At 38.3% G+C, this 26942-nt stretch carries 20 protein-coding genes; 10 read left to right on the plus strand and 10 right to left on the minus strand.

Annotated elements, in window-relative coordinates; translation table 11 throughout:
• Window positions 1-4: 4 nt before the first annotated feature.
• The 4 genes from I6E69_RS17145 to fucP all read right to left on the minus strand — a co-directional run bounded on the left by I6E69_RS17145 (window position 5) and on the right by fucP (window position 5753).
• Window positions 5-1654 (minus strand): YHYH protein, encoded by a 1650-nt coding sequence (locus I6E69_RS17145; protein WP_197121749.1) that lies wholly within the window; start codon window positions 1652-1654, stop codon window positions 5-7.
• 76 nt (window positions 1655-1730) lie between these two features.
• Window positions 1731-3662, minus strand: coding sequence for a S9 family peptidase (locus I6E69_RS17150; protein ID WP_024598254.1), 1932 nt, complete (start codon window positions 3660-3662; stop codon window positions 1731-1733).
• Between the two features lie 43 nt (window positions 3663-3705).
• A complete protein-coding gene (locus I6E69_RS17155) occupies window positions 3706-4314 on the minus strand; it encodes a flavin reductase family protein (protein WP_197121730.1) in 609 nt (202 codons plus the stop codon).
• A 131-nt stretch (window positions 4315-4445) separates the two neighbouring features.
• Window positions 4446-5753: an L-fucose:H+ symporter permease gene (fucP, locus tag I6E69_RS17160; RefSeq protein ID WP_029753314.1), complete on the minus strand. Its 1308-nt coding sequence runs from the start codon at window positions 5751-5753 to the stop codon at window positions 4446-4448.
• Between the two features lie 286 nt (window positions 5754-6039).
• Between fucP and I6E69_RS17165 the strand changes: the two genes are divergently transcribed.
• From I6E69_RS17165 to I6E69_RS17190, 6 genes are all read left to right on the plus strand, one after another.
• Entirely contained in the window at window positions 6040-7197 is a 1158-nt protein-coding gene (locus I6E69_RS17165; RefSeq protein WP_220486982.1) for an ROK family transcriptional regulator, read from the plus strand.
• A 233-nt stretch (window positions 7198-7430) separates the two neighbouring features.
• Entirely contained in the window at window positions 7431-10019 is a 2589-nt protein-coding gene (locus I6E69_RS17170) for a TonB-dependent receptor (RefSeq protein WP_197121731.1), read from the plus strand.
• Window positions 10020-10082: 63 nt separating this feature from the next.
• A complete protein-coding gene (locus I6E69_RS17175) occupies window positions 10083-11075 on the plus strand; it encodes a carbohydrate kinase (protein WP_197121732.1) in 993 nt (330 codons plus the stop codon).
• A gap of 445 nt (window positions 11076-11520) precedes the next feature.
• On the plus strand, window positions 11521-13050 hold the full coding sequence (locus I6E69_RS17180) for a cryptochrome/deoxyribodipyrimidine photo-lyase family protein (RefSeq protein WP_197121733.1): 1530 nt from the start codon (window positions 11521-11523) through the stop codon (window positions 13048-13050).
• Between the two features lie 2 nt (window positions 13051-13052).
• Window positions 13053-13187 (plus strand): DUF2256 domain-containing protein, encoded by a 135-nt coding sequence (locus I6E69_RS17185; protein WP_076916399.1) that lies wholly within the window; start codon window positions 13053-13055, stop codon window positions 13185-13187.
• Between the two features lie 130 nt (window positions 13188-13317).
• Complete coding sequence (locus I6E69_RS17190) at window positions 13318-13755, plus strand: OsmC family protein (protein ID WP_024593544.1); 438 nt, start codon at window positions 13318-13320, stop codon at window positions 13753-13755.
• Between the two features lie 76 nt (window positions 13756-13831).
• Here the strand turns inward: I6E69_RS17190 and I6E69_RS17195 are convergent, their stop codons facing one another.
• Window positions 13832-14014: a 2TM domain-containing protein gene (locus I6E69_RS17195; protein ID WP_002958152.1), complete on the minus strand. Its 183-nt coding sequence runs from the start codon at window positions 14012-14014 to the stop codon at window positions 13832-13834.
• 217 nt (window positions 14015-14231) lie between these two features.
• On the opposite strand from I6E69_RS17195, the gene I6E69_RS17200 reads away from it, so the two are divergent.
• Window positions 14232-15008, plus strand: a complete 777-nt coding sequence (locus tag I6E69_RS17200; protein ID WP_197121734.1) for an EAL domain-containing protein — start codon at window positions 14232-14234, stop codon at window positions 15006-15008.
• Window positions 15009-15061: 53 nt separating this feature from the next.
• On the opposite strand, the gene I6E69_RS17205 is transcribed toward I6E69_RS17200, so the two are convergent.
• Window positions 15062-16549, minus strand: a complete 1488-nt coding sequence (locus I6E69_RS17205) for a dipeptidase (protein ID WP_197121735.1) — start codon at window positions 16547-16549, stop codon at window positions 15062-15064.
• Window positions 16550-16885: 336 nt separating this feature from the next.
• Here I6E69_RS17205 and I6E69_RS17210 point away from each other — a divergent pair, with 336 nt between their 5' ends.
• On the plus strand, window positions 16886-17077 hold the full coding sequence (locus I6E69_RS17210) for a DUF2986 domain-containing protein (RefSeq protein ID WP_007581250.1): 192 nt from the start codon (window positions 16886-16888) through the stop codon (window positions 17075-17077).
• 2 nt (window positions 17078-17079) lie between these two features.
• On the opposite strand, the gene I6E69_RS17215 is transcribed toward I6E69_RS17210, so the two are convergent.
• A complete protein-coding gene (locus tag I6E69_RS17215) occupies window positions 17080-18042 on the minus strand; it encodes a TDT family transporter (RefSeq protein WP_197121736.1) in 963 nt (320 codons plus the stop codon).
• 215 nt (window positions 18043-18257) lie between these two features.
• Window positions 18258-20429: a TonB-dependent receptor gene (locus tag I6E69_RS17220; RefSeq protein ID WP_197121737.1), complete on the minus strand. Its 2172-nt coding sequence runs from the start codon at window positions 20427-20429 to the stop codon at window positions 18258-18260.
• Between the two features lie 393 nt (window positions 20430-20822).
• Between I6E69_RS17220 and I6E69_RS17225 the strand changes: the two genes are divergently transcribed.
• Window positions 20823-22742, plus strand: coding sequence for a S9 family peptidase (locus tag I6E69_RS17225; protein ID WP_197121738.1), 1920 nt, complete (start codon window positions 20823-20825; stop codon window positions 22740-22742).
• A gap of 219 nt (window positions 22743-22961) precedes the next feature.
• On the opposite strand, the gene I6E69_RS17230 is transcribed toward I6E69_RS17225, so the two are convergent.
• On the minus strand, window positions 22962-24260 hold the full coding sequence (locus I6E69_RS17230; protein WP_197121739.1) for a PAS domain-containing methyl-accepting chemotaxis protein: 1299 nt from the start codon (window positions 24258-24260) through the stop codon (window positions 22962-22964).
• Between the two features lie 361 nt (window positions 24261-24621).
• On the opposite strand from I6E69_RS17230, the gene I6E69_RS17235 reads away from it, so the two are divergent.
• Window positions 24622-25827: an MFS transporter gene (locus I6E69_RS17235; RefSeq protein ID WP_039487205.1), complete on the plus strand. Its 1206-nt coding sequence runs from the start codon at window positions 24622-24624 to the stop codon at window positions 25825-25827.
• A gap of 64 nt (window positions 25828-25891) precedes the next feature.
• Here the strand turns inward: I6E69_RS17235 and I6E69_RS17240 are convergent, their stop codons facing one another.
• Window positions 25892-26938, minus strand: coding sequence for an NAD(P)-dependent alcohol dehydrogenase (locus tag I6E69_RS17240; protein ID WP_002958143.1), 1047 nt, complete (start codon window positions 26936-26938; stop codon window positions 25892-25894).
• Between the last annotated feature and the right edge of the window lie 4 nt (window positions 26939-26942).

Genomic DNA, 26942 nt, shown 5'->3' on the forward strand with positions numbered 1-26942 from the left:
CTCCTTACATTCCTGGTGGTGGACCCATTGTTTCGCCAGTATCACAGCGACCAATTGAATTATCGGCTAATTGACCTTTAAAACGAGGCCCTATTTGATAAGGAAAAGAAGGCTGTAATTTACCATCACTGTCTAACGTTAGTGTTATATGGTAGTGATAACCCTTGCCATCATTAGTATCGTGGCCGTTATGCTCATCTAATTGAGCACCGGTTACTGTTTTTTGTGCGTAGTAATAATCTTCAAAGTAATACCCATCGTCGGCATTTAATGTATTACCAGAGAGCGTCGTTACTTCTGCACCGATAGCAGGACCTGCATCACTTGTTTGTGTACCTTGGCTAACATCGTATTGATCAACTAAGGTACAGCTTCGCTCACCCTCAGTACCACAACCCCCTTCACTTGTAGGTGCACCGTAATCTCGCATTTCCCAGCCACTTAATGCTAGTTGTCCGTTACTTTCATAAGGACCATAAAGCGGATAGCCATCAGCTGCAAAACCATAAATAGGTGAATGTGCATCGCCATCATCTTCAAGTAAATCAGCTAAGCAACTCGTATAAAAGTGATGATGATATTCCCCGTTAGCAGCATGTCCGCCACACACATCAACATCGTATTGCTCAGCAATGGGCGCTAATGTATACCAAATGTTATTACCGTAGCTCATACCATCGCCCCAGTTAAATATACTGGTGCCATTAACCATTAAGCCAACTGTACCTAAACCTGTTTCGCAAATTTCAGTGTCAGATAAATCGGTAGGTGTTAGCGGAAAATACGCTTCAACCGCTTGTTCTGTTGGGCAGCCTGGGCCTGGAGGCCAATAACCTGCACCGCCTGTGTCATCACAGTTTTCAGTGCTACTGTTATAGCCAATATCTTCACCAAAGGAAATGGTTTGCCCTACTGCTGCAGAAGTTACACCGTTATAAAAATCGGTAGCTGCACGCGGGCGGTTATTTAACGCGTCTACTTGGTCTTGTGTAAGCGTTACATCATATTTAGGAATGTCAGTAGTTTGCACGTACATGTATTCAACGTCAGCATCTTCCTCAGTAACGCTAACGACCTCAACTGATTGAACATCTTCAACCACTGCACCATTATTTTGTATGTATGTAGAAGTTGTATCGTTGTTAATTAACCAGCTGGTAAGTTTTGCACTATTATCAACTGTATCTGATGAAGCAATCACATTAACTATAACTGTATCTACAACGACATCGTTTGTGCCATCATCTGCACTGATCTCAAATACAAGTGCTTCATCGGTTAAAACTTCAGGAGCAACAAACTCTGTAGACATTGCAGTACTTGAAGATAAACTAACGGTAGTGCCTGATGTTTGTGACCAACTAACCGATACTTCACCGTCATCTTCAACCGTTGAACTTAAATAAACGGTATCGCCCGCATTAACAGTTTGGTCAATACCAGCATCAACCGTTGGAGCACTATTACTGACTGTATCGCCGTCTGTTGCAGTACTTGTTGAATCGCTATTACATGCGCTTAAAGCGATACAAAGCGCACTTAACGCAAATAACTTAGTTGCATTAGCGGCTTTTGTTTTAAGAAGTGTTTTCAATGCTTGAACCTTTACTTTAACGTTTAATAAAACAAAGTTAACAAGTAAAAGTGCAAACAATGTGCACAAACAAAGGAAGATTGTGATCAAAAAAAGACAACCTAAGTTGTCTTTTTGCTATTTAACTGGAGTCTGGCTATTTATTTTTTTTCAAATGTTTATCAAAAAAGTCTAAAAATGCCTGAAGAGTTTTAACTCTGTGCTCTTGATAAGATAAGTAATGATCGCCATCCTCAAGCTCAATATAAGTAACATCTTTTGCTTCATCATCAAGTTCATCCTGCATTTCTCTACTATGATAAACAGGTACCACACTGTCGTCAGTTCCATGTACAAGCAATATTGGTCTTGTTATTTTTTTAGCAAAATTCACTGGAGAATTAGCTTCTAGTAAATCATCATCAGTTCCAAACTGCTTTCTAACGATATTTTTGTTTGTAAAGTGTCGTGCTTTACTCACTAAATACTGTAAATCACTTACCCCAGCAAAACTAGCTGCACATTTAAACGTTTCTGGGTGCTTAATTACAGCCATTAACGCTGCATAGCCACCATAGCTAGCACCACCAATACAAATGCTATCTGCTTGTGCTATTCCTTGGTCAATTAACCAGTTTGCACCGTCTTGCAAGTCATCTTGCATAGCCAAACCAAAACCTTGGATTGACTGCATTAAAAAGTCGTGCCCATAGCCACTCGAACCACGGAAATTAGGCTGTAAAACAGCATATCCGTTATAGGCTAATAAAGCTGTCCAGTAATCAAAATTAGCATAATCCCTTGCCATGGGGCCGCCATGTGGAAATATAATTGTTGGTAACTTATCACCTTCTTTATATTCTACTGGTAGAGTTAGATAGCCTTCTATTTTCAAGCCATCTCTTGCCTTGTAGCTAATGCGCTTTTTGCCTCTGTATACAGAGGCATCTATTTGCGGATAAACATCAGCAATTGCACTCACCTGCTTTTTTACTCTATCCCCAAATAAATAACTACCCGACGTTTTGTCTGAGCTAATATAGAGTATATATTTTTGCTGATCTTTACTGGTACTTACAATGTCTAATTTATATTCATCTTTAGGGAGCGATACGCGCAAAGAACGATGTAATTTATCTAAGTCTTTATCCCAATATTTAATACCATCATCTAAATGGGAATCAGTAAAGCCTGCAACTTCGCCAGTTTGTTGTGAATAAAAAATAGACCCATCAAAATCATATTTACTATTACTGTAAATTAGCTCGCGAGCTTTAGTCGTTAAATTGAGTTTAAATAATGCATCGCGCCCCTCATGTAACGCAGTGATGTATAAAAAATTAGAGTCTTTATCAAACCCTAATATAGAAATACTTTGCTTACTAAAAACCTCATAATCAAATAAAGTTTCCCACGACTGTTTATTCTCATCAAAATAATCGTAAGTAAATTGCGTATCGTCCATTTTTTTTGCAATACGAACTTTACCTTGCCTGTCGGCAAACCAAGTAACAACATTACTGCGTGGCCTTTGTATTTGGGTCTTACGTAATGTGGTTAAATCTAACTCATAAACTGCTGGGGTATTTGCTATTTTAAAATCCCCTTGAACTAAAATTTTATTTTCTTTTTCAGGTAAAAAACTAACAATTCGGTCTGAATATTGTGGCTGGATTTCATCTCTTACTGTGTTGGCTTTAAAAGCTAATTTAAGACCTTTATCATTTTTAAAGTTATACGCATACATAAGCGTTGATGTATATTTAACTCCGCCAAACTGATATTTTATATAGCGAGCACCAAGTAATAGTACGTCATCATTTGCCCAGTTATACCAATCAAAAAACACTGTATGGTTATTTGAGTTTATAATTGGTGTAGTAACCCCCGTCTCCAAGTTTTTAACCATTAAGATTAAAGTCCCTTGATGATTTCTTACAAAAGCGAGGTTCTTACCATTTGGAGATAGCTTAACTTGGCTAAAATCTTTTAACCCTGCAAAAACTTCTATAGGGAGTTTTTTATCTTGTGTGGCAAAAGAGCCAAAACTTTGCAAAGCAATTAACAAAGTGAAAATGAACTTAAACATTCGTAAATCCTTTTATTATTGTATTCCTAAGTAAACGATTATTTCACAACTGTGGCCTTTTAAGCAAAAACTTACCTTTGGTTGTACTAAAGTAATCGCCGCCCATTTTGCCCACTGCATTTAATAATTCAGGGTCAATATAGCCACCACTCATCACTTTATCGTCTATACAAATACCCACTACATCCAGCAACATCATTTTTCCACCGCCAGGCTCATTTGAAATACTAATAACTTCGCGTAACTTACATTCAAACCGTACTTTTGAATCGGCAACGCTTGGCGCGTTAACTAACTTACTTGGAGCTTGGGCAATGTTAGCTGCATCAAATTCGCTTATATCACTAGGATAATTTGCACAACTTTGATTCATTTTTTCAACTAGCTCTTGGCTGACAATATTAACCACGCATTCTTTAGTTGCCATTAAATTACTGAGCGTATCTTTATTCGTTTTATCACTTGGGTTTACTTGCGTAACACTTAAAACAGCTGGCTTGCAGCTAGCCACAGTAAAAAATGAATAAGGCGCAATATTTGCAATACCTTCGCTATTTAATGTACTTATCCATGCGATAGGCCTTGGGCTGATACCGCCTACTAAGTAAGAGTAAACATTTTGGTTGGTATTTTCGGTGAGATCTAAAAACATATTTTTTCAACTAAATAAGAATATCAACATGCCTAATATCTTAATCCGATGAAGGTTGGGGTTAAAGAAGATTTACAAATGAGAAAAGTTAAAAAGTAAAACCGAGCCTACAGGCTCGGTTTTCAATCCATTTAGCAAGGCGCTACATTATTGAATACTCTGACTTTTGTTTTTAAATCAAATGCAGCATAAGCTGCAACAATAATAAAACACCCCGCAGGCACAACATAAGAAAACGCGACACTGTATGTATCAATAAACACAGCTTGGAATACAGGAACTATCGCTCCACCTAAAATAGCCATTACTAAACCAGCAGCACCTAGTTTTGCATCATCGCCTAACCCATGTAGTGAAATCGCGTAAATAGTTGGAAACATTAATGATAAGCAAGCCGATATACTTACCAGCGCCCATACGCCACTTATATTTGGCATTTTCACCATATAAAAACACAGCAGCATTGCAATAATAGAGGTTGCCATTAACAGTTTGGCAGGACGAATAAATCCCATAAGCCAGGTCATTACAAATCGAGAAACTAAAAAGGTGATCATACTGTATTGTAAAATACTTCCCCCGGTAACTTCATTTGTATCGAGTGCCTCCATTACGTACTGGATGGTAAATGTCCATACACAAGTTTGCGCCGCAACATTAAAAAACTGGGCGATAACACCAAAGCGGTAATGGGTATTTTTAAACAAGCGCTTAAACGTTGCACTAAATTCTACATGCTTAGAGACTTTTTTTTGCTTACAAAAATTAGGTGTTTTAGTAAACGCAATTGCCAACCAAATAAAAACCAACACACAAGCCATACCAACATAAGGCACCATAACTGCATCAAGTTCTGCGCTTATAATGCTGGTTAATTGCTCACTATTCATATTTGTGCGCTCACCAGAGGTTGCTGTATTGAGCTTTGGTAAAATAAGGGTGGCGGCTAAAAAAACACCAATATTAGTACCAACAGGGTTAAATGATTGCGCCAAATTCAACCTGCGAGTTGCACCTTGTTGGGTGCCCATTCCCATTACATAAGGGTTTGCTGATGTCTCTAAAATAGATAAGCCTCCAGCTAACACAAACAAAGCCACTAAAAAAAAGCCATAAGTCATTGCTTGGCTGGCGGGATAAAACAAAAATGCTCCGATTGCAGCCATCCCTAAACCGGTTAACACACCTGTTTTATACGAAAAGCGTTTATTGATATATGCCGCCGGAATAGCTAAGCAAAAGTAAGCTCCATAGTAGCTAAATTGTACCAATGCAGACTGCACTGACGACATAGTAAAAATTTTACTAAACACTTTTACTAGCGGATCAGTCATGTTTGCCGCAGCTCCCCATGCAGCAAAGCACAGAACAAGTAAAATAAAGGGAACCACCATCTCCTTGGAGACAAGAGGTGTTTGTGTGTGTGTGTGTGTGGTCATTGCCGTGTCTCAGTTGTTAATGTTAAGTAAAGCATTTAACCAGTTAAATATCACTCCGTCAATAAATCAACTATAGTTATTTATTGACCTCCTGTGACTTATTTATACTCTGTCGTAAATTTAATAATAAGAAATGAACCCGGCAATAAAGCTAATATAGTCGCCAATTACACACACTCGGTGTACAATTAATCAGGTTATTCAAGATAATAACAACTAGGTAGGAATAATTATCAAATCTAAAAACCCTCGACTCTCTTTACAAGAAGGCCGAAGCCAATCTGGCCTGCGTGCTCATAATGAACGCCGAATTATGTCATTAATTCGCCAACACGGTAGTGCTCCAAAAGCTGAAATAGCACAAAAAACAGGGCTTTCAGCACAGGCCGTCACAGTAATTATCAATAGTTTAGAAGCCGAATCGTTATTAATACGGAAAGACCCTCAGCGTGGTAAGGTTGGCCAACCAACCATCCCATTTGCGTTAAATCCAGATGGTGCGTTTGGAATTGGCTTAAAAGTAGGTCGTCGCAGTTTTGATTTAACCTTGATTGACTTAGTAGGAAATATACGCGCAACTTTGCACGAAAACTGCGCTTACCCCACAGTACAGAGCTTGCTAACCTTTTTAGAGAAAGGGATCAGCGTACTTAAAATGAGCTTAAGTGACGAATTAGCCAAGCGTATCTTAGGTGTGGGTGTTGCAACCCCTTACGAAATTTGGAACTGGACAGAAGAAGCCGGCGCTCCAAAAACAGTATTGAATGAATGGAAGTCTTTTGATTTTAAAGAAAAAATAAATCAAATTGTACATCTTCCCGTGTATGTATGTAATGATGATACCGCGGCTTGTTCAGCTGAATTAAGCTTTGGTAATCCTGCTCGTTTTAGCGATTTTTTATATATTTTTATTGGTACTTTTATTGGTGGTGGAGTTGTTATAAACGAAACCTTATTTACCGGTAAAAAAGGTAATGCCGGCGCTATAGGCTCATTACCTAGGCCTATGCTTAATAGTGAAGGTCAACTAACCTCCCAACAACTTATTATGCAATCATCACTGTATATTCTCGAAAAAATGCTCAAAGGTGATGGCTACAATACTGACATACTGTGGAGTTCAAAAGAGTATTGGGGAGACTTAGGCCCCGTACTCGATAAGTGGATAGACCAAGTTGCAGATGGTCTCGCCTACGCGGCATTGTGTTCTTTAGCTATTTTTGATTTTGAGGCGATTGTCATTGATGGCGCCATTCCTATCAATGTCAGAGAAAAAATAGTTTTGGCAACAAAGTTAAAATTGAGCCAGGCTGATCATCGCGGTATTAATCGCTGTGAAGTACAAAGTGGCTCTATTGGCGCCAAGGCTCAATCAGTAGGCTGCGCTAACCTTCCGTTACTTATCAACTTTTCTCAAGATCACGCAAGCCTTTCACACCACTAATATACTTTAAAGTTAAAAAGCAGCCATCGGTAACGTTGGCTGCTTATTTATTTTTTATCAGAGGAAAAAATTCACTTGAACAATCAAAAAGCTGTACAAAAAATAATAAGTAATAATAGTTGATTTATTATTTTAAGTTCTCTACATTCTATTTACAAATTTGATAACACTGACATGTTTGATTAATAAAACCGCAAATTTGTATACACACACAACAAAGAGAGAACAGAAAAATGAAAGTATCAGCAAAAATGACTCTAATTGCAGTCGCTGTAGGTCTATCCATATCCCCTAGCGTCTTGTCACAAGAGCAACAAGAAGCAAAAAGTGATTTAGGGTTTGAGCGCATCATTGTAACGGGAACATCTCGGCCAAAAGAGAAAATCGAATCAACTAATGCAATAACTACCTTTAACGAAGCAAAGTTAGAGCAATTGGCTCCGCACAGTGTTGCTGAATTAGTGCGAAGTATTCCTGGTTTTCATGCCGAAGACACCGGTGGAGAAACCGGTAACAACGTAGCCCCACGAGGCTTTCCGTTATCAACGCAAACAGAGTTTACAGCACTACTTCGTGATGGTATGACCGTGTTTTATAATCAAGATATTTTATTTACTCAAAATGATCGCTTTACCCGTTTGTCTAATTTTGTTGGCAGCGTTGAAGCTATTCGTGGTGGTGCCTCGTCAATTTTTGTTGGTAGCGCGCCAGCTGGGTTTATTAATTTTATTTCTCGTGAAGGCTCCGATGATACCCAAGGTGATGTGTTTTTTGAAACCAACAGCAACAACCGCCTAGGTGGACAAGGTTGGGTTAGCGGATCAATAGACGATCAGACAACCTATGCTGTTGGCGCTTGGTATCGCAAGGATGACTCCGCACGCGATCCGGGGTATACAGCTAACCAAGGTGGTGAGCTTAATGGCAATATTAAGCACTTTTTTAAAGATGGCAGCGGCTTTACCCGCTTTGAGTTTAATAAACAAAACGATAGATCATTCTTTTTTATTCCTCAGCCATTAATAGGCTCAACCACCAATGCTAAAACAATCCCAGGCGGGATGGATATCAGAGATGGCACCACCGGTAACTCAGCAGGTGCGCGTTTATTAACTCTTAATAACACCCCAAGCGGCGACATTGATTTGGATATTGCAGATGGTAACTACGCTAATGTGACCTACTTTGGCAATACAACCGAAATTGAAATCAACGAAAACTTAGTCTTTTCAAATCAAATGCGTTATACCGATATGCTAACAACCTTTACCGGCATCATTAACGTAGGTAACGCCGAATCGTTAGCTAGTAAAGCACAAGCTATATATGCTGCAAATACTGATGTCCTTGCAGGTGCCATGGTTGATGGTAACCTAAGTTACGATATACGCGATGCAGGAAACGGCTTTGTATTGGCTGATTCAAGCAACGTAAATACCTACAACACCAATGGATACGGAATAAACGCAGGCTTTTGGCATAGACGTTTTGAAGGCGATAACTTTCAAAACGAAACCAGATTCAACTACACCTTTGATGATGTAGGCGAAGGGACTCTTTATGCTAATTTTGGCTTATTCTTCTCTAATATTAATGGCCATGTTACCGACTATCGAATTAATACACTGCAATCAGTAGAGCCCCTGCCGCAGCGCTTAGATGTTGTATTTACAGATGCACAAGGTCTTGACATTGCCAGCGGTACTTACAAAGGTATTCAGGCTGGATCACATGGTTTTGCCGATATTGTTTATAGTGAAAATACCCTGGCGCCCTTTGCTGACTTTGAATACGAGCTTGAAGATGTGTCGTTTAATCTGGGCCTAAGGTACGAAACCCTCAAAGCAGATGGGGAAGCGCAAAACCAAGCTAATTACACAATTGACAGTTTTGCCAGCGATACTGATACCGTCAATGGGAATATTACCCTGCCCTTTGGTGATGGGACTTACCGAAACTTTAATGTTGAATACAACGAAATGGCATGGACAGTTGCAGCTAACTACAAATTTAACGACGACTTAGCGGTATTCACTCGATATGCAGATGGTTTTCGTATGCCTGATGTAGATAAATACATGGCGATTACCAACCTAACTAGTCAAGAGGAAATTAATCAATTTAATAACTCTGAGAGACGTGAAACACAACCAGCTTCAACGGTAATGGCCGAAGTGGGCATTAAATATAACGAAGGTGATGTCGCAGCATTTGTAACCGGTTACTTCGCCGGTGCGGATGATTTATTCTTTAATGTACCTACTGTTGAAAATGGTCAAGTAGTGCAACGTCAAGCCTTTAGAAACACAGAAACCTTAGGTGTAGAAGCCGAATTTAACCTGCAAATCACCCAAGACTGGCGCATTGGTGTATCTGCAACGTACCAATCACCCGAATTTGTAAACACACCAGCGGCGCAATACTTGGATGCTAATGGAAGCTCTGCCTCTATTGATATAAACGGCAACTTACCTGTACGTGTGCCTAAGCACTTTGGCCAATTAACTAGTAGCTATCAGTTTGAAGATTTTTCGTGGGGTATGGCAGCTATTCATGGTAGCTACTCTTGGAGCGGTAAACGTTATGCCGACGACGCCAACACAGCAGAACTGCCTATGTATGGCATGTTAAACCTTGGTTTATCCCTTGAAAACGAAGACGGTTATTACCTTCGTGCCGATGTTAAAAACCTAAATAACTCAGAAGGCTTATCAGAGGGAGATCCTCGCGCAGGTGAAACGGTAGCAGGTCAAGCAACTACATTTAATGCGCGCGTTGTCTTACCTCGTACCTTTAGCCTTACTATTGGTAAGCGTTTTTAATTTTACTCTAATCTAGGGTATCGTCATGCAAAGCGATACCCTCGCAATTTTTAGGAAAATATAATGGAAGTAGTTGCAATTGGTGAAGCTTTAATAGATATACTCTCACATGACTGCATGCACAATAAGGCATCAAATAGCGAACTAGACTTCACACAGTTTGCCGGAGGCGCACCTGCTAATGTTGCTGTAGCCGTAGCAAAGCTTGGTGGTTCAAGTTATTTGCTTGGTAAAGTAGGCAATGATAAATTTGGTCGCTTTTTAATAAATGCACTCAAAATGTATAATGTAAACACATCTTATGTTGGCTTTTCAAAAAAAGGGAAGACGGCACTCGCGTTCGTATCGTTGGATGAAAACGGTGAACGTACATTTGAATTTTACGATAAAGATGCTGCACATTACAATTTACAAATAACCGATTTAGAGCCCTCTTTATTTTCAACACCTAAAATTGTGAGTTTTTGTTCAGGCTCTTTTGCAAAACCTTTAGTATTAAATACAACCTTACATGCGCTAAAACACTTTAAAGAATCAGGCTCGGTTACATGCTTTGACATTAACTTTCGTTCAGCCTTCTGGGATGAACCACTCACAGCTAAATCTGTTATTGAGGATGTTGCTAAAACAGTTGATGTTATTAAAGCGAGTAAAGATGAGCTGATCTCGCTTTATGGAATAGAGCATATTGATACCACCATTAGAAGTTGGGTAGATAGTGGCGTAGCTTTAGTTTTAATGACCGATGGTGGCGAGCCTATTACTTTTTCATCTAGCTCATTTAGTGGTACTTATCCTTGCCCTCAGGCATATGTTGTGGATACCACAGCTGCAGGCGATGCGTTTGTAGGTGGTTTTTTATATCAAATATCTTCGCTAGTGAGTAATAAAACAGAATTTACTGACTGGGCAAGTAACTTTACTAACGTTTCAAAGGCTATCGACTTTGCTACTAAGTGCGGAGCCAAAACAGTAGCAACGTTTGGAGCCTTTGATGCCCTACCTACATTCCATGATATCTCGGCGAGTACCCTTAAATCTTCGTGTCGATGTTAAAAACCTAAATAACTCAGGAAACTTATCAGAGGGAAGTTTCACTCAGGTGAAACGGTAGCAGATCAATCAACTATATTTAATGCGCGCGTTGTCTTATCTCGTGTCTTTAGCTTTACTATTGGTAAGCGTTTTTAATTTCACCCTAACTGAGGGTATCGTCATACAAAGCGATACCCCCGCAAGTTTTAGGAAAAGACAATGGAAGTAGTTGCAATTGGTGAAGCTTTAATAGGTGTAGTCTCACATGACTGCAAGTGCCAAAATTGCTTAAGTATCAAGGTAATTCTCCCTATTTATAATACTTCTTTTATTGGCGACTCATTTTAGTATCAACTTAACATGAGTTGCCTATATCAAAATCGTTTTTCCACTAGTCTTCTTTTACATTTAATACGTATTGGTTTTGTCTTATTATTTATAATGCCACGGTTTTAATATTGCCAGTATGAAAGAAAAAATAAACATCGTGTGGTTTAAACGTGATTTACGTCTTAGCGATCATCAACCATTAAAAAATGCATTTAGTAATGGCTTACCGACCCTGTTACTTTATAACTTTGAGCCATTACTGCTCGAAGATGCACACTACAATGAGCGGCACTGGCGCTTTGTGTATCAATCAATAGTTGAGTTAAATAATCAGCTAGCGCGTTTTAACGCCTGTGTTTATATATTTAATTTAAATATGAGCGATTTACTTGAATCGTTAAAGGCACAGTTTGAAATAGTAAATATTTTTAGCCATCAAGAAATAGGCTTAAACAACACCTTTGAGCGTGATAAAGCAATAAAAGCATGGTGCCAGCATAACCATATTAATTGGCAAGAGTCGCAAACAGGCGCGGTTATTCGCGGCAAAAAAAATCGTAATAATTGGAACGAACGCTGGCAGCAAACAATGCAAGCACCTATTGCTGTCCCTAATTGGAAGAGTATAAAAACAATTACCCTCAATAACTACCAAACACCTGAGCTACCAAGCGCCTACACGCAAGATCACGACAGCTTTCAACAAGGTGGCCCATTGCATGCGCGAACTGTAATGCAGAGCTTTTTTGCCGAGCGCGGTAAAGGTTATCAAAAAGGAATATCGAGCCCAAGTCTAAGCCAAACACATTGCTCTCGGCTTTCCCCGTATTTAGCGTGGGGGAACATTAGCCTTAGGCAAGTGTATCAAATGGCAATTGATGAATATCATTCAAAACACCCTGATAAAAGAGGCTGGAAACGTCCACTAGCAGCGTTTGTATCGCGCTTGCATTGGCACTGCCACTTTATGCAAAAGTTTGAGAGCGAATGTTCTATGGAGTTTTTAGCCCTTAATCCGGGTTATCATGTATTTCCGTATCGTGATGATGAACATGTTAAAAACGATATTGAACGCTGGGCGCAAGGTCAAACAGGTATTCCCATTATTGACGCTTGCATGCGCTGCTTAAAAGCCACCGGCTATATAAACTTTAGAATGCGCGCCATGCTTGTAAGCTTTGTAACGCATCATTTAAATATAAGCTGGCAGCAAGCAAGCTTTCCTCTCGCTAATTACTTTTTAGATTTTGAGCCTGGCATTCACTATCCGCAAATTCAAATGCAAGCCTCGGTAACAGGCATTAACACCATTAGGCACTACAACCCAATTAAACAATCAGAAGATCAAGACCCAACAGGTTCGTTTATTAAAAAGTGGTGCCCCGAGCTTGAAAAACTCCCTATTGAATATTTACATCAGCCTTGGGAGCAAACTCCGATGGAAGCACTCTTTAACGACTTTAAGTTAGGGGAGGATTACCCTGAACCCATGCTTGATTTAACAGCGGCTTCAAAAGAAGCACGCGAGCGCTTATGGCAATACCGTGAGCGAGCCGATGTTAAACGCGCCATAGGGAAAATTCTTAAAAAGCACGTTGGGGGTACTCAAAAAGTTACTCGAACAAAAAGTAAAACGGATACTAAAAGTAACAGTAAGGCTGAGTAAGCATGGCGCACAAAAAACTAAACTTACCTCAAAAAATATGCCCTATTTGTAATAAACCTTTTACGTGGCGTAAAAAATGGCAGCGCGACTGGGATAACGTTATTTTCTGCTCAGAGCGCTGCAGGCGTAATAAATAAGAGTAATAATTAACTGGCGTCTATTTTGCAACATCATCAGTAATTAGTGCTTTTAAGGCTTTATATAAGTTTATTTTGTAAATAACGCTTAGCTAACCTGAAAAGCTTACACTCAAGCAAGGAGAAGATGATGACTATTAAAAAAACGGCAAGTTCAACGTGGTCTGGCGACATTAAAACAGGCAAAGGTAGCATATCAACTCAAAGTGGCGCGCTTAATAAACAACCATATGGTTTTAATACCCGCTTTGAAGATGAGGCAGGCTCAAACCCTGAAGAATTAGTAGGTGCAGCGCACAGTGCATGTTTTAGTATGGCGCTTTCACTTGCATTAGGTGATGCAGGCTTTACCGCAGATAAAATTGATACTAAAGCCACTGTAAGCCTTGATGAAGTAGATGATGGTTTTTCGGTGACGCATATTGCCCTTGAGGTAAAAGCGCGTATTGATGATATTCAAAACGAGCAGTTTCAAGCCTTATGTGAGCAAACCAAAAAGAGCTGCCCTATTTCAAAACTCTTAAATACCGAAATATCACTAGATGCGACACTTCAATCAGCATTTTAAATATTTAGGTTTAGATTACTGTAAATAAAGCACATTAAATTAAAGCCAAGTAAATTATTACTTGGCTTACTAATCATCAAGATACCTTTTTAGAGCTGCTTATACCTAAGACTTCAGATAATAAAGCGATCCCCATGCCAAGCGCGGGCCAAATCACCCATAAGGTGTTTGGTGATGTAATTAAATTAATTAATCCTAAAAACACTAAAGCAACTGCATACTGTTTAAAACTTTGAAATATTGTTGTTGATGTATTCATGTTTATCCTCCCGTTAATGTATAAATCTATTTTTATATAAAAACGAAATGTAAACCCCTGCCAAATGTCATTAAATAGCATGACATTAGTCATAATATCACTCACATATAAATAATTACTTATTACGTTAAAAAAAATATAAACTAATACTTTAATCTGTTTGTGTTAGGATCTACCCTCAACTAACTTTAAAAATAAACATAAGAGGATGAACTAAGTGATCGAAAAATCAAAAGATTGTGAAAAAGTGACATGTAGTAATTGTGCTGACGCCAACGATCTTGAATTTGATTTTTCTATGGCTTTTCAACCGATTATAAACTGTAAAACTAATCTTATTTATGGCTATGAAGCATTGGTTAGGGGTTTAAATGGCGAGTCTGCTTATTCAATTATTTCAAAAGTGAATGAAGACAACCGCTATGCATTTGATCAGCTTTGTCGTATTAAAGCCATTCAACTAGCCGCAAAGCTGGACATAACATCAATGCTAAGCATTAACTTTTTACCTAATGCTATTTATAAACCAGAGCGATGTATACGCACCACACTAGAAGCTGCAAAAAAGTATAACTTCCCAATTCAAAATATTATGTTTGAATTTACTGAAGTTGAAAAAATTGAAGACACCGCACACATTAAACGCATTGTTGATTACTATCAGTCTCTTGGATTTAAAACCGCCACCGATGACTTTGGTGCAGGTTATTCTGGTTTAAATCTATTGGCTGACTTTCAAACAGATATTATAAAGCTGGATATGGCGCTCATACGCGATATTAACAACGACAAAAAACGCCAACTAATAGTAACTCATTGCTTAAATATGTTTCGCGATTTAAACATAACCGCACTAGCTGAAGGCATTGAAACAGTAGAAGAATATAAGTGGCTTAAAAACGCAGGTGTTGAGCTTATGCAAGGGTATTTATTTGCCAAACCAAGCTTTGAAAACTTGCCTGAAGTAAATTTTGAGGACATAGGTGCTGATTAATACCCAACACCTATTATTTATTAAAACCTTATTGAATTTAAGTAAGGCTTAAACTACATATTACCTAGCTCTATCATCATTGCTGTGTACATACGTAAATTCAGTTCAAGTTGCTCAAGTGTCATAAATTCATGCTCTGAGTGACCTGTGTAGCGTTTACCTGGCATTGAAGGACCAAACGATACCGCGTTATCAAACAGCTTTGCGTTAGTGCCACCACCTATTGATACAAAGTCAGCTTTTTCGTCGCCCGTAAAATGCTTGAAAATATCAAGCAGCTTTTGCGCATGCGGCGCGCTATCAAGGAGCATAGGTGTGCCAATAATTGTTTCTATGTTGGCAAGCGTTACATTGTTAGTGGCTTGCCAATTAGCGAGCGCATCATCAATTTGCTTTTGTAATACAGCTTCGTCTTTACCCATAGGGCGACGTGCATTTACAGCAAGCGTTAGCGTATTACCATCGCGCTCAATAACGGTTGGTGCCACTGTCATCGGGCCCATAAAGTCGTGCTTATAGGCTATTTCGCCAAACTGTTTACCGTGAATATCTAAACCAATTAACTGATTTACAAAGTCGATTAGCTCGCCGTCACTGTTATTTTCAAGCTCCACGCCTTTAAATAACTCAGCTAAATACGCAATCGCATTTATACCCGACTCCGGCTCTGATGAATGCGCCGACATACCTTTAACACTTATTGCTAAACCATTACTTTTTTCACTAAAGTTAAACTCAACTTTATTTAATGTTTTGGCTTTTGCTTTTAATGTATTAATAAGTGCAGCGTCTGCATTGTGAAGTACTAAGCTGGCATCTTCTGGAATTTGGCTTCTAAACGCACCGCCAGTTACATCCTTTACATATAAACCCGTTTGTGGTGATGTTGCATTAAAGGTAGGAGCAATTAAGCTCCAGCCTTTCTCGGCAACCACTACAGGATATGATGCATCAATCGTTACTGCATATTTTGGTTGTTCATACGTTTTCATAAATTGAGTAAGCGGACCCCAATCAGACTCCTCAGCAAGATAAATCATCAGCTCAATACGGTTATTAAGCGTTATGCCTTTATCTTTAATTGCTTTCATGGCGTAAAGCGCTGTTGCTATTGCACCTTTATCGTCTTCCGTACCACGACCAACTAATTTTCCCGGTTCAGATGTATCAATAATAAAAGGACTTTGTTTCCATTTACTAGCATTAGCAGGTTGCACGTCGCCGTGGGTTACTACCGTTACTTTTTCGCTTTGCTCGCCCATACCTATTAATACGGTGTAACCTAAATCTTGGTAGTCAAAACCAAGCTCTGCGGCTTTCATTTTTAAAAGTGCTTTAAAGCCAATAAAATCGGGATTTTGAGGAGCTGTAATGTCGCTTTTATTAACGGTCGGAAAAGCCACTAAGTTAGTAAGTGTATGTATTTGAGCATTTTGGTAGGTATTTACTGCGTAATCGGCAACGCTATCAATATTTTTATTTAACTGTGCATGAGCACCAAACGCAAATAAAGCAATACTGGCTAAAGCTAACTTTTTCAAAACAATTCCCATTTAATTAATAACTAAGAGCGGTAATTATAACGCTATGAGTTACTTACTTATAGCTCTTTACGCTCAACACACAGGTAACTTAAGGTAAATAACCTGAACTCTGGATAGTAAATCTATCTCAAGCAGCTATTTTCAGCGCTAACTGCGTTGAATTTACTTGCAATAGGCCAGCTATTGACGCGTAAGTTCGCCTTGTTTTCACTGAAAATCTCTGGCTAGAGAAAATAATTTTAAATATCACTATAGTTCAATACGCTGGTAAATCTCTTACCCAGAGTTCATGTTAAATATTTATATAGCAGCTTTTATGAGGATGACTGTATAATGCGCGACTTAAAATTAACAGGGTATTTAATTGTGAACCGTCGTAAAAAAATCGTCACTAAATTTCAAAAGAAAGATAAACGCACTAACGCTAAACTACATAAAAGCAACAAACCTGGTTATGTGTCAAAAGCTGAGCGCGAAAAACTAGCTGAACAAGAAAGTAATGAGCCACAGGCAACCCAAGAGTAACTCTACGTTACCTGTTCCTTTGATAGTTTAAAGTGGCAAAAGTACCGACCACTTACATAACCAACTACTGCCGTGGCAACTATAAGTTCAAACGTAGCTAAGTAACTAACTGCATCTACATATGGTATTGCGAGGTTTATACTTTGCATCCAGTCTTTCATTTTAAATAATGCAGTTGCCCCAATAACCATTGGAAATGTAAAAGCAGCGTAGCTCGGCGTAAAAGGCCTGCGTAATAACTTTATAAATAACACATAAACAATCAGTGTTTTTATTATCGCTAATATAAATAATGCCCCCACTATAAAGAGTGATGGATTAGCTACAATATGAAAATACCCCGCTAATGTTAAACTGGCAGGCGCTGCTAAAATGGCAAGTGTTGGCTGTATTTCGTAGTCACTTTTTAATGCTAATAAAAAGCGATAAAACATAATTGGCAGCATAATACTGTACGTTGATATACCAATCACCAGTGCGCTATAAGCTAACCACGCTAATGTCGGATTTCCCGAAAAAGTAACATCTGCAATAATTATCCCCACTGGCGGCACAAACCAGCTGGGCGCCATATCCTCAAAGTTAAACTTTTTTGCTCGCTGGTATAAAAAACTCACCAAAAATTTGAGATGCAGCACAAAAGCTAAAACCCACATAATGTCGCCAGCTAATGAGTTAAATTGCCCAACTGAGTTTGAAATAACAAGATTAGCCATTGCAAATGTAGGGATCACACTTCCTGCAACTGGGTGTGCTAAATCGGCTTTTAATAAATGAGGGTGTAGTAAAAACTTAGCAGCCAAAAGTAAAACTAATACGCCAGCTAGTACCGCTCCCAAAAATTGCCCTTGGGAGTTTAAATTAAAAACGTTTTCCCATGTCCATCCCATACTAGCAATACCCAAAGCTAAACCGGCCATAGCTGTTGGCGCACCCATCACTTTATTTTTAAATTGCTTAAACACTGTATTTCCTAATTATTGGGTGATGAACAAGTTACTGCTTTTTACTGCATTGCCTTAAAATAACGCTGTAAAATTAATACAAGCGTGCTTAATAGAACGCTTTTTGCGTACAAACATTTCATAAAAATAAGTTTACGGCTTAATTATTAAAGCGCAAAAAAAGCCATAACGTGGTTATGGCTTTTGCTTTATTTTAAATTTGAATATGAGGTTAATTAGAACGCGTAACTAACGCTTACATTAAATGAACGCCCCTGCCCTGCAAGTTGTTCAAACCCGTTGCTGCTATCTTGTTTAAGTGCCGCAATACTTACACCCCCTAGCGGGAGTTGGTAGTACTCATCAAACACGTTACTCACTTCTGCGCTTAGCGTTAATGAATCCCATGTGGCTTTAGAGCTTAAATTAACCAGGCTGTAGCTGTCTGTTTGGTTTTCAAAACGATTATTATCTACACGGCTTTTAGTATCTACCCACTGCCAAGATAACGCGTTTTCAAATCGACCTATTTGCTGGCTAATACCTAGCTGGGTTTGCAGTGGTTTAATTTGATAAAGCGGCTGGTTAGTATCGTCGCGCTTGCCTCTCGTATTAGTAACGTTAGCGTGTAACTGCCAGTTACCTAATTGCTTAGATTCATAAATGTTGGCTGTTAAATCTATTTTTGCACCATACAAAATAGCATCTACATTAGTAAACTGAAAAATGTTACGCGTTGTATTGTCCAAGTCATAACTATTGAAGCTTCTTACAATATCAGCATCAATATAGTCACTCACATCTGTATACCAAACATTGGTGCTTAATCGCCAACGCTCATCTTTAGCCGATTTAATATAAGTAGCACTTATTGTATGCGCTGTTTCAACGTCTAAATCAGGGTTACCAATATAGCCATTACCATCGCCATACCAACCAATCATGGTGGTTGCCATGGTGCTTACACCCCAACTGTATCGCTCGTATAAATTAGGCGCTCGGTTTTTACGGGCAAGACCAAATTGCAGCTCATCATAATTTGTTATTTGGTAGTTAATTAATAAGTTAGCGTCAACTATAGTGTCGGTTTTATTTCTGTCGCCAGCATTAAAATTCTCAGCAGCAATGGTATTATCTGTAGACGTATCCGTATCGCTCATGGTCATACTTTCCATACTACTCATGTCGCTCATATCGTCCATATCCGTCATGCTCATACCATCGTTGTAAGATTGAACCTCTCCAACGTGGGTATTAATACTTTCAATGCGTACGCCTGCGTTTAACCATAACTTTGTATTTACTTGGCTCTCAAATTCTGCAAATGCAGCTATTCGTTCTCGTTTACCGTTATTTATATTTACGTAATCGTCTGGTCCCATCATGGTTGAGCCTTCAATACCTGGCCACCAATCATCAATGCTGTAATTGTAATATTCTTGACCGATTAAAATGCTGCTGTTTTTATCAAGCGCGATACGCCATTTAAGCTGCGTACTTATATCTTGTGCATCGGTTTTCATTCGCATCATGCCTGTTTTTTCTTCACTGAAAAAACCCATTTCGTGCTTTACACTATGCCAGTTAACTTGCCCTTCAAGTTCGCTGTTTTCAAAGGAACGCTTGTATTGAGCTATTGCACCGTAACTGGTGTTATCGGTCATATCCATATACTGATTTGCAAATCCCTGATACGGGATTCTTTGATGCGTTAGCTTTATAACTAATTGCTGTTTATCATCGCGCATAGCTGCGGTTAAACTATGATTTTGTGCTCGATACAATGTATCTAATACTACATCGCCGTTACCGTCTTCATAACTATCTGCGTCACTAAACGAACCCTGATAATTAAGGCTAAACGTGTCACTTGCTAAACGTGCACCAACGCCAAGTTTACGTCCGTTATCAACGCTACTGTACTTTGCTGACACATAACCTGAGTGCCAACCTAATTCATTGCTATCGCTATACTGTGGTGAAATAGAATTAACGCTTATTACACCGGCAATATTATCGCCGCCTGCGCTTACTGGCGACACGCCTGCAACCACATTGTAAGACGTAATTTGATTAGCCGATATATACGAAAGTGGCGGGTTCATATGATTAGCGCATGCAGCGGTTACATCTGCACCATCAACTAACACCTTAACTCTGTCGCCCATTAAACCATTTAAAATAGGTAGGTTAGATACGCCGCCCGCTGCTGAAAAATCGACACCTAAATCACTTAATAACGATTCTGACGAACCAAGTGCTAAATGCTTATTTTGAGCATGTCCGTGTACTTCAATCACTTCTAAAGACGTATCGTCGGCAAATGCAAAAGGAGATAGCACACCGCTAATAAAAAGTGCGACAGGCGTTAGTAAATATGTTTTTTGAGTTTTGCTTTTATAAACCATTGTTAATTTATGCCACTGTAATAATTGGCGTAATTATAGTGTGAGTTGCAAAAGCAAAAGCGCGACATATTGTCGCACTTTATCAAATTAGCATGATCTTAAGTGCTTTTATTAAACGAATCGACCTAGGTTTAATTAAAAAATTGGAGTGAAAATTTTAACTATTTTATTAATTTTTGACTAATGGCAGAACATAAGGCCCATTACTTTTAGTTATATTTTTAATTAACTCCCAGAAATACAGCTCACTTTACAATAGCTAAAAGTATTTTATTTACAAAGCATTACAATTAAATTCACAAAAAAGAGGAAAAAAGAGGAAAAACACAATAAAATAGAGTTGTTAAATAAAGGTTACTAAAAACACAAGAACACTGTAAAAAAGGAAGTGAAATGTTAACAAGAAGTTTTATAGCTTTGTGCTTAATGATATTAAGCTTTAATTTACATAGTAAAAATACATTAGAAGATTTTTTTGATGTAAGTGGTTATGTTGAAGTGAAAATATCTCCTGGCGGTCAATTTTATTCTATAACTTATAATGAAGACACTGAAGTAAAGCTAGTTATTCTAGAAAAAGATACAGGTAAAACGACTGCCGCATTTTCTTTCGGAGAATATCAAAAAATACAAACGGTTACTTGGCTTAACGACGAAAGATTTATGATGTCAGTCGCCAAAACTGTAGGCTACTTAGATACAAAAGGAAGTCGTCCTTATTACGTTGCAGCTAATTTTGATGGTTCTAACCGCAGAGAAATTTTATTTTCAAACACTTCTTTTATTAATATAATCAGTATATTACCAAACGATAAAGAAAACATTCTAGTCACTAAAGGCCACTATAATGACGATTTTGCAGTAAAAGTTCATAAACTTAATATTTATAACGGGAAAATGGACTATGTAGCAGGTCAGCCAAAAGAAGATGTTTTTGGTATAACTACAGATATTAGTGGTAATCCACGAATAGCATTCAGCTACAAAGAAGATAAAGAACAAGAGCTAGGTAAAGGTGACCTTAAAGCTTATTTTAGAAAGACAGTTAAAAGCGAGTGGCAGTCTTTAGATCTTAAGAAATTAAATTACAATAAAGGCGATCGACTGAATTTTCTAGGAATGAACTTAAAAGGTAATAAAGCTTTTATACTCAATGATTCAGGAAGAAAAACAATTGCAATTTATGCTCTTGATTTAGTCAATGAAGAACTTAGCCTTCTCGCCGCAAACGATAGCGTAAATATTACAGACGCAATTTTTGGGCCTCAAGGTAATGTAATTGGGGTAACTTTTGACCCTGATTACCCTCAATATAAGTACTTTGATTCAAACGATGAAAACGCTATTTATAAAAGCTTAAGCGACACTTTTAAAAACTATAGATTAGAATTCACAAGCCACTCTAAAAGTAAAAACTTAGCTGTTTTTAAAGTAGAAGCAGATACTACTCCAACTACATTTTATTTATATGATATTGAAAAAAAACAAGCATCATTTATTGCTTCAAGCTCACCTGAAATCGATAAAAAAAGTTTATCAACAATGGAACCATTTAAAATTAAAGCTCGTGATGGCGTAGATTTAAGTGGGTATTTAACAATACCAAAAGGGCTTGCAGATAAAAACCTACCTACTATCGTAGTGGCTCATGGCGGCCCTCATGGCCCAAGAGACTTTTGGGGATACAATAAAGAGGTGCAATACATCGCGTCATTAGGTTATGCCGTTATTCAAATAAATTTCAGAGGCTCTGGTGGTTATGGAAATGAATTTGAAAAAAGTGGTTATAAAAAGTGGGGGCGTGAAATGCAAGATGATGTCACAGACGCTACTTACTGGGCAATAAACCAAGGAATAACAGACAAAAACAGAATCTGTATATATGGTGGAAGTTATGGTGGTTATGCCGCATTAATGGGCGTTGTCCGAGAGCCAGATCTTTATAAATGTGCAATTGGCTACGTAGGTGTTTATTCAATACCGGAGATGAAGAAAAGTGGCGATATTCCGACTAGAGAATCTGGCAGAAAATATTTAGATATGGTGCATGGCACCGATTTAGAAGATATGCAAAATCGCTCACCATCTTTCAACGTTGATAAAATAAAAGCAAAGCTGTTTATTGCTCATGGTAAAGATGATGTGAGGGTCCCGATGGAGCAATATGAAGCTTTAACTAATGAACTAGATAGAATAAGTTACCCTTACGAGTCAATGGTTAGAGATGAAGGGCACGGCTATCATAAGCCAAAAAATCGCACCGAGTTTTATACAAAAATGGCTGTTTTTTTTGAAGAGAATTTAAATAAGTAAAATAAATTGGTACCAACTATTTTGTTGGTACCAATTCATTTAATTAAAAGGTCAATTTTGAGATAATAAATTGGGTCAATGATGTAATAAAAAACCTCCTTCTTTAGTTGCTCTAGGTAATTACTCTTGCAAACACATGTCAGAATTTTTTAACAAAGTCAGGTTTAGTCTCCCAAGTTCATTAAGTATTACTGTAGATTGGTATAAATAAGATAAGTTCTATACATTTAACTCAGCGACTGTTTGAGAAACAATATCAGCCCCTCGCTCAATCTCTTTAATAACCTCAGATACATTCGCAATAAGCTCTCGGCCTTGCTCTGAAGAGTCTGAAACCGACGTAATTTGCCTTGATATATCATTAGTGAGCTCTTGGTTATTTTTAACAACGGTCGCTATTTCATTAGTTGAACTACTCGTACTGGCTGCAAGTTGCCTTACTTCGTCAGCTACTACAGCAAAACCTCGACCGTATTCACCAGCACGTGCAGCTTCAATAGCAGCATTGAGTGCAAGTAAATTAGTTTGATCAGCAATGCTGCTGATTGTAGAAACAATGGAGCCTATTACAGCTGATTGTTCATTAAGATTTTTAATTAAATCAACTGACTTAAGAACTTGGCTTACAATGGCATCTGAGTTTGCAACAGAGCTTTGTAATATTTCAGAACCTTTTTTAGCGGTTTGCGCTGTAGCTACCGCCGATTCATACGCGATTGCAGCGGCTTCAGTCACTGCATTATTATTGTGTATACGATCAGTAATATTTGATGCAAACTTAATTATTTTAATTACATTACCTTTGCTATCTAATATTGGGTTATAAGTAGCTTCTAGCCAAATTTCTGAACCGTCGGCGGCAATACGTTTAAATTTTCCTGACTTAAACTGCCCCTGCGCTAATTCATTCCAAAAGTGTGGGTTTTTCTCATAAAACACTTCAGTACAAAACATTTTATGATGTTTACCTACAATATCTTTTAAGCTGTAGCCTACTGTTGCTAAAAAGTTTTGATTTGCGCTTAAAATATTACCTTGTGGGGTAAACTCTATTGCAGCTAATGCTTTATCGAGTGCGTTTGCAATAGCTTCTTGCGCTTTTCTTTGTATATAACTGGTCGTAATATCAGAGGCTATTTTAATAACTTTAGTTACTACGCCGCGCTCTTCTACAGGAAAATAAGTTGCCTCAAGCCAAAGCTTATCGCCATTAGCTTTGTATCTTAAAAACGATCCTGATTTAGAATCTCCGGTTTTTAATGCTTGCCAAAATTGGCTATATTCGTCTGACTTTGCATATTCAGGTTCACAAAACATGCGATGGTGCTTGCCAATTATTTGCTCTTTGTTGTAACCAACAGTAGCCAGAAACAACTGATTTGCGTCTAATATTATTCCTTCCGGTGTAAACTCTATATAAGCCACATGCTTGTTAATTGCCGACAAGATAGACTGTTTTTGAATTAATTGAAGCTCCATTTCTTCAATTTTTGCGTTTCTTTTAGAAATACCAAACATATAAAAACCTTAAGGAGTAAATTAGTAAAAACATTAGCAGAATAACGTTAAACAAATATGTAACTATACTGTAAATATAAGCTTTAAATAACCTTTCGGCTAATATTTAATATCTTATACATATATGCTTTATAAATAGTTTTTTTATTTTATAAATATTAGGTGGTGTTTTCTTCTAATTAACATTTTAAAAACCTAACAAAAAGCAATAATTTATGCATGACTCTGTACTTTTTTTAACTTAAAATAGCACTCTCACAGACTACCCTCTCACACCAAAATTTAAGCATACATATAATATTTTCTATTCAGAATTTATTGTGCTGTTTCACTTTTAAAATAAAATCTTAAGGGATCATCTATGACATCAGATGTAACGTCGGCATCTAGTCAACTTAACAGAACCGCTATTTTACTCGTATTAGCACTTGGCACATTTATTTTAGGGTTATCTGAGTTTTCGATGATGCCTATGCTGCCACTTATTAGCGAAACATTTGGCTCAACGCCCTCACAAAGTGGTTACGCAATTAGTGCTTACGCCATTGGTGTTGTAGTTGGCGCCCCTATTTTAATGCTCACTACTGCTAATATGAGAAAGCGCAAAGCATTGCTCATTTTTATAAGCTTAATGTTTATCTCAAACGGGTTAAGCGCGATGGCAACATCGCTTGAGCAGCTTGTAATATTTAGATTTTTAAGTGGCTTACCTCATGGTGCATATTTTGGTGCTGCTATTTTATTAGCATCAGATATTGCCCCAAAAGGTAAGCGTGCTAGCTTTATGTCTAAGGTGTTTATGGGTTTAACTGTGGCTACTATTGTTGGCGTGCCTATAGTTACACTTGTAGGTCAAAATTTAAGTTGGCGTTATTGTTTAGCTGGCGCTGCAGTACTGGCCTTTATTGCTTTTGTTTTTGTTTATAAAGTAGTGCCTAATATAGATAACGCTAAGCCTTCTAACTTACTAAACGAGTTTGGCGTACTTAAAAATAAACTGGTTTGGTCCATTTTGGGTATTGTAATTATTGGCTTTGGCGGAGTGTTTTGTATTTATACTTACATTGCCGACACCATATTAGTGGTAACAAAAACAGCCCCGTATACTATTTCTATCGCAATGGTAATGTTTGGTATCGGTTGTACACTCGGTAACTATGTACTGGGTAAAGCTGCCGATAAATCAGCAATTAAAACGACTGGCCTTGCGCTTGTATGTACTATTGTATTTGCCTTTGCATATGTAACTGCAAGCCATAATATTTGGGCTCTTTACGCGGTGATCTTCTTTATTGGTTGCAGTGTGGGCTTGGCTACGCTGATTCAAACGCTTTTAATGGACGTCGCACCCGAAGGTCACGCGATGATTGGTGCCTTAGTACAGTGCGCATTTAATACTGCCAATGCTATAGGTCCTTGGGTTGGCGGAATTGCAATAGCGCAAGGTGCTGCACCTAATCAAACAGGTTACGTAGCAGCTGCATTGTTTTTAGGTGGTTTGGGTATGTGGCTATTAAGTTATTTACAACTAAACAAACAGCAACCAACAGCGCAAGCAGCTAATTAACTTGAGTTCGAGTTAATTTAAAATACAAAAAGAGCCGCTAATTAGCGGCTCTTTTTAGGTGAAATTAAGCGTTTAACGATGCCATATCAATAACAAAACGGTATCGTACGTCAGATTTTTCCATACGCTCGTATGCCGTGTTAATTTCGTCAATGTTGATCATTTCGCACTCAGGTAGCACGTTATTTTCACCACAAAAGTCGAGCATTTGTTGCGTCTGTGCAATGCCACCAATAAGTGAGCCTGCAATACGACGGCGACCCATTAACAGTGGCACCGTGCTTAGCTCATCTACAGGGCCAACTTGGCCAACAATAACTAATGTACCATCTACATCAAGTAGCGGTGTGTAAATAGATAAATCATGTTTTACAGGTACCGTATCTATAATGACGTCAAAGGCAGATTGCGAGTCTTTCATTTCGTCATCATTAGATGACACTAAATAGTGCTGAGCACCCAATTTAACCGCATCATCTTTTTTAGACTCACTACGACCAATTACCGTAACGCTTGCGCCCATTGCAACTGCATTTTTAACGGCCATGTGACCAAGCCCGCCTAGACCAACAACACCAACACGGCTACCTTTTTTTACGCCCCACTTATGAAGTGGCGAATACGTAGTAATACCTGCACAAAGTAGCGGTGCAACGCGAGAAAGGTCTAAATTTTCTGGTACAGAAAGTACAAACTCTTCGCGTACAACAACATGTTTAGAATACCCACCTTGGGTCATTTCACCACTAACGCGGTCTTTGCCTGCGTAAGTACCAACCATGCCTTCGCGGCAAAATTGCTCTTCGTCGTTATCACATTGATCGCAACTTTGGCACGAATCAACCATACAACCCACAGCAACTGTGTCGCCTTGCTTATATTTTTTAACGTCGCTACCTACCGACATAACTTTACCAACAATTTCGTGCCCTGGTACTAGCGGGTAGTCACTGCCACCCCAATCATTTCGTACGGCGTGTAAATCTGAATGGCACACACCACAGTATAAAATTTCAATTTCTACATCGTTATTTCGTAAATCGCGGCGCTCAAAAGAAAATTCTGTCAATTCAGAACCTTGGCTTTTTGCTGCATATCCTACTGTTTTCATAATA

The organism is Pseudoalteromonas sp. NZS100 (genome assembly GCF_015864815.1).
Classification (GTDB): Bacteria; Pseudomonadota; Gammaproteobacteria; order Enterobacterales; family Alteromonadaceae; genus Pseudoalteromonas; species Pseudoalteromonas distincta.

Bases quoted from the DNA above. Each gene is read 5' to 3' on its own strand.
- I6E69_RS17230 (WP_197121739.1), bottom strand. From the start codon at position 24,260: ATGTTTGGTATTTCTAAAAGAAACGCAAAAATTGAAGAAATGGAGCTT.
- I6E69_RS17180 (WP_197121733.1), top strand. From the start codon at position 11,521: ATGAAAGAAAAAATAAACATCGTGTGGTTTAAACGTGATTTACGTCTT.
- I6E69_RS17175 (WP_197121732.1), top strand. From the start codon at position 10,083: ATGGAAGTAGTTGCAATTGGTGAAGCTTTAATAGATATACTCTCACAT.
- I6E69_RS17235 (WP_039487205.1), top strand. From the start codon at position 24,622: ATGACATCAGATGTAACGTCGGCATCTAGTCAACTTAACAGAACCGCT.
- I6E69_RS17220 (WP_197121737.1), bottom strand. From the start codon at position 20,429: ATGGTTTATAAAAGCAAAACTCAAAAAACATATTTACTAACGCCTGTC.
- I6E69_RS17150 (WP_024598254.1), bottom strand. From the start codon at position 3,662: ATGTTTAAGTTCATTTTCACTTTGTTAATTGCTTTGCAAAGTTTTGGC.
- I6E69_RS17225 (WP_197121738.1), top strand. From the start codon at position 20,823: ATGTTAACAAGAAGTTTTATAGCTTTGTGCTTAATGATATTAAGCTTT.
- I6E69_RS17195 (WP_002958152.1), bottom strand. From the start codon at position 14,014: ATGAATACATCAACAACAATATTTCAAAGTTTTAAACAGTATGCAGTT.
- I6E69_RS17155 (WP_197121730.1), bottom strand. From the start codon at position 4,314: ATGTTTTTAGATCTCACCGAAAATACCAACCAAAATGTTTACTCTTAC.
- I6E69_RS17170 (WP_197121731.1), top strand. From the start codon at position 7,431: ATGAAAGTATCAGCAAAAATGACTCTAATTGCAGTCGCTGTAGGTCTA.
- I6E69_RS17210 (WP_007581250.1), top strand. From the start codon at position 16,886: ATGCGCGACTTAAAATTAACAGGGTATTTAATTGTGAACCGTCGTAAA.
- I6E69_RS17185 (WP_076916399.1), top strand. From the start codon at position 13,053: ATGGCGCACAAAAAACTAAACTTACCTCAAAAAATATGCCCTATTTGT.
- fucP (WP_029753314.1), bottom strand. From the start codon at position 5,753: ATGACCACACACACACACACACAAACACCTCTTGTCTCCAAGGAGATG.
- I6E69_RS17240 (WP_002958143.1), bottom strand. From the start codon at position 26,938: ATGAAAACAGTAGGATATGCAGCAAAAAGCCAAGGTTCTGAATTGACA.
- I6E69_RS17190 (WP_024593544.1), top strand. From the start codon at position 13,318: ATGACTATTAAAAAAACGGCAAGTTCAACGTGGTCTGGCGACATTAAA.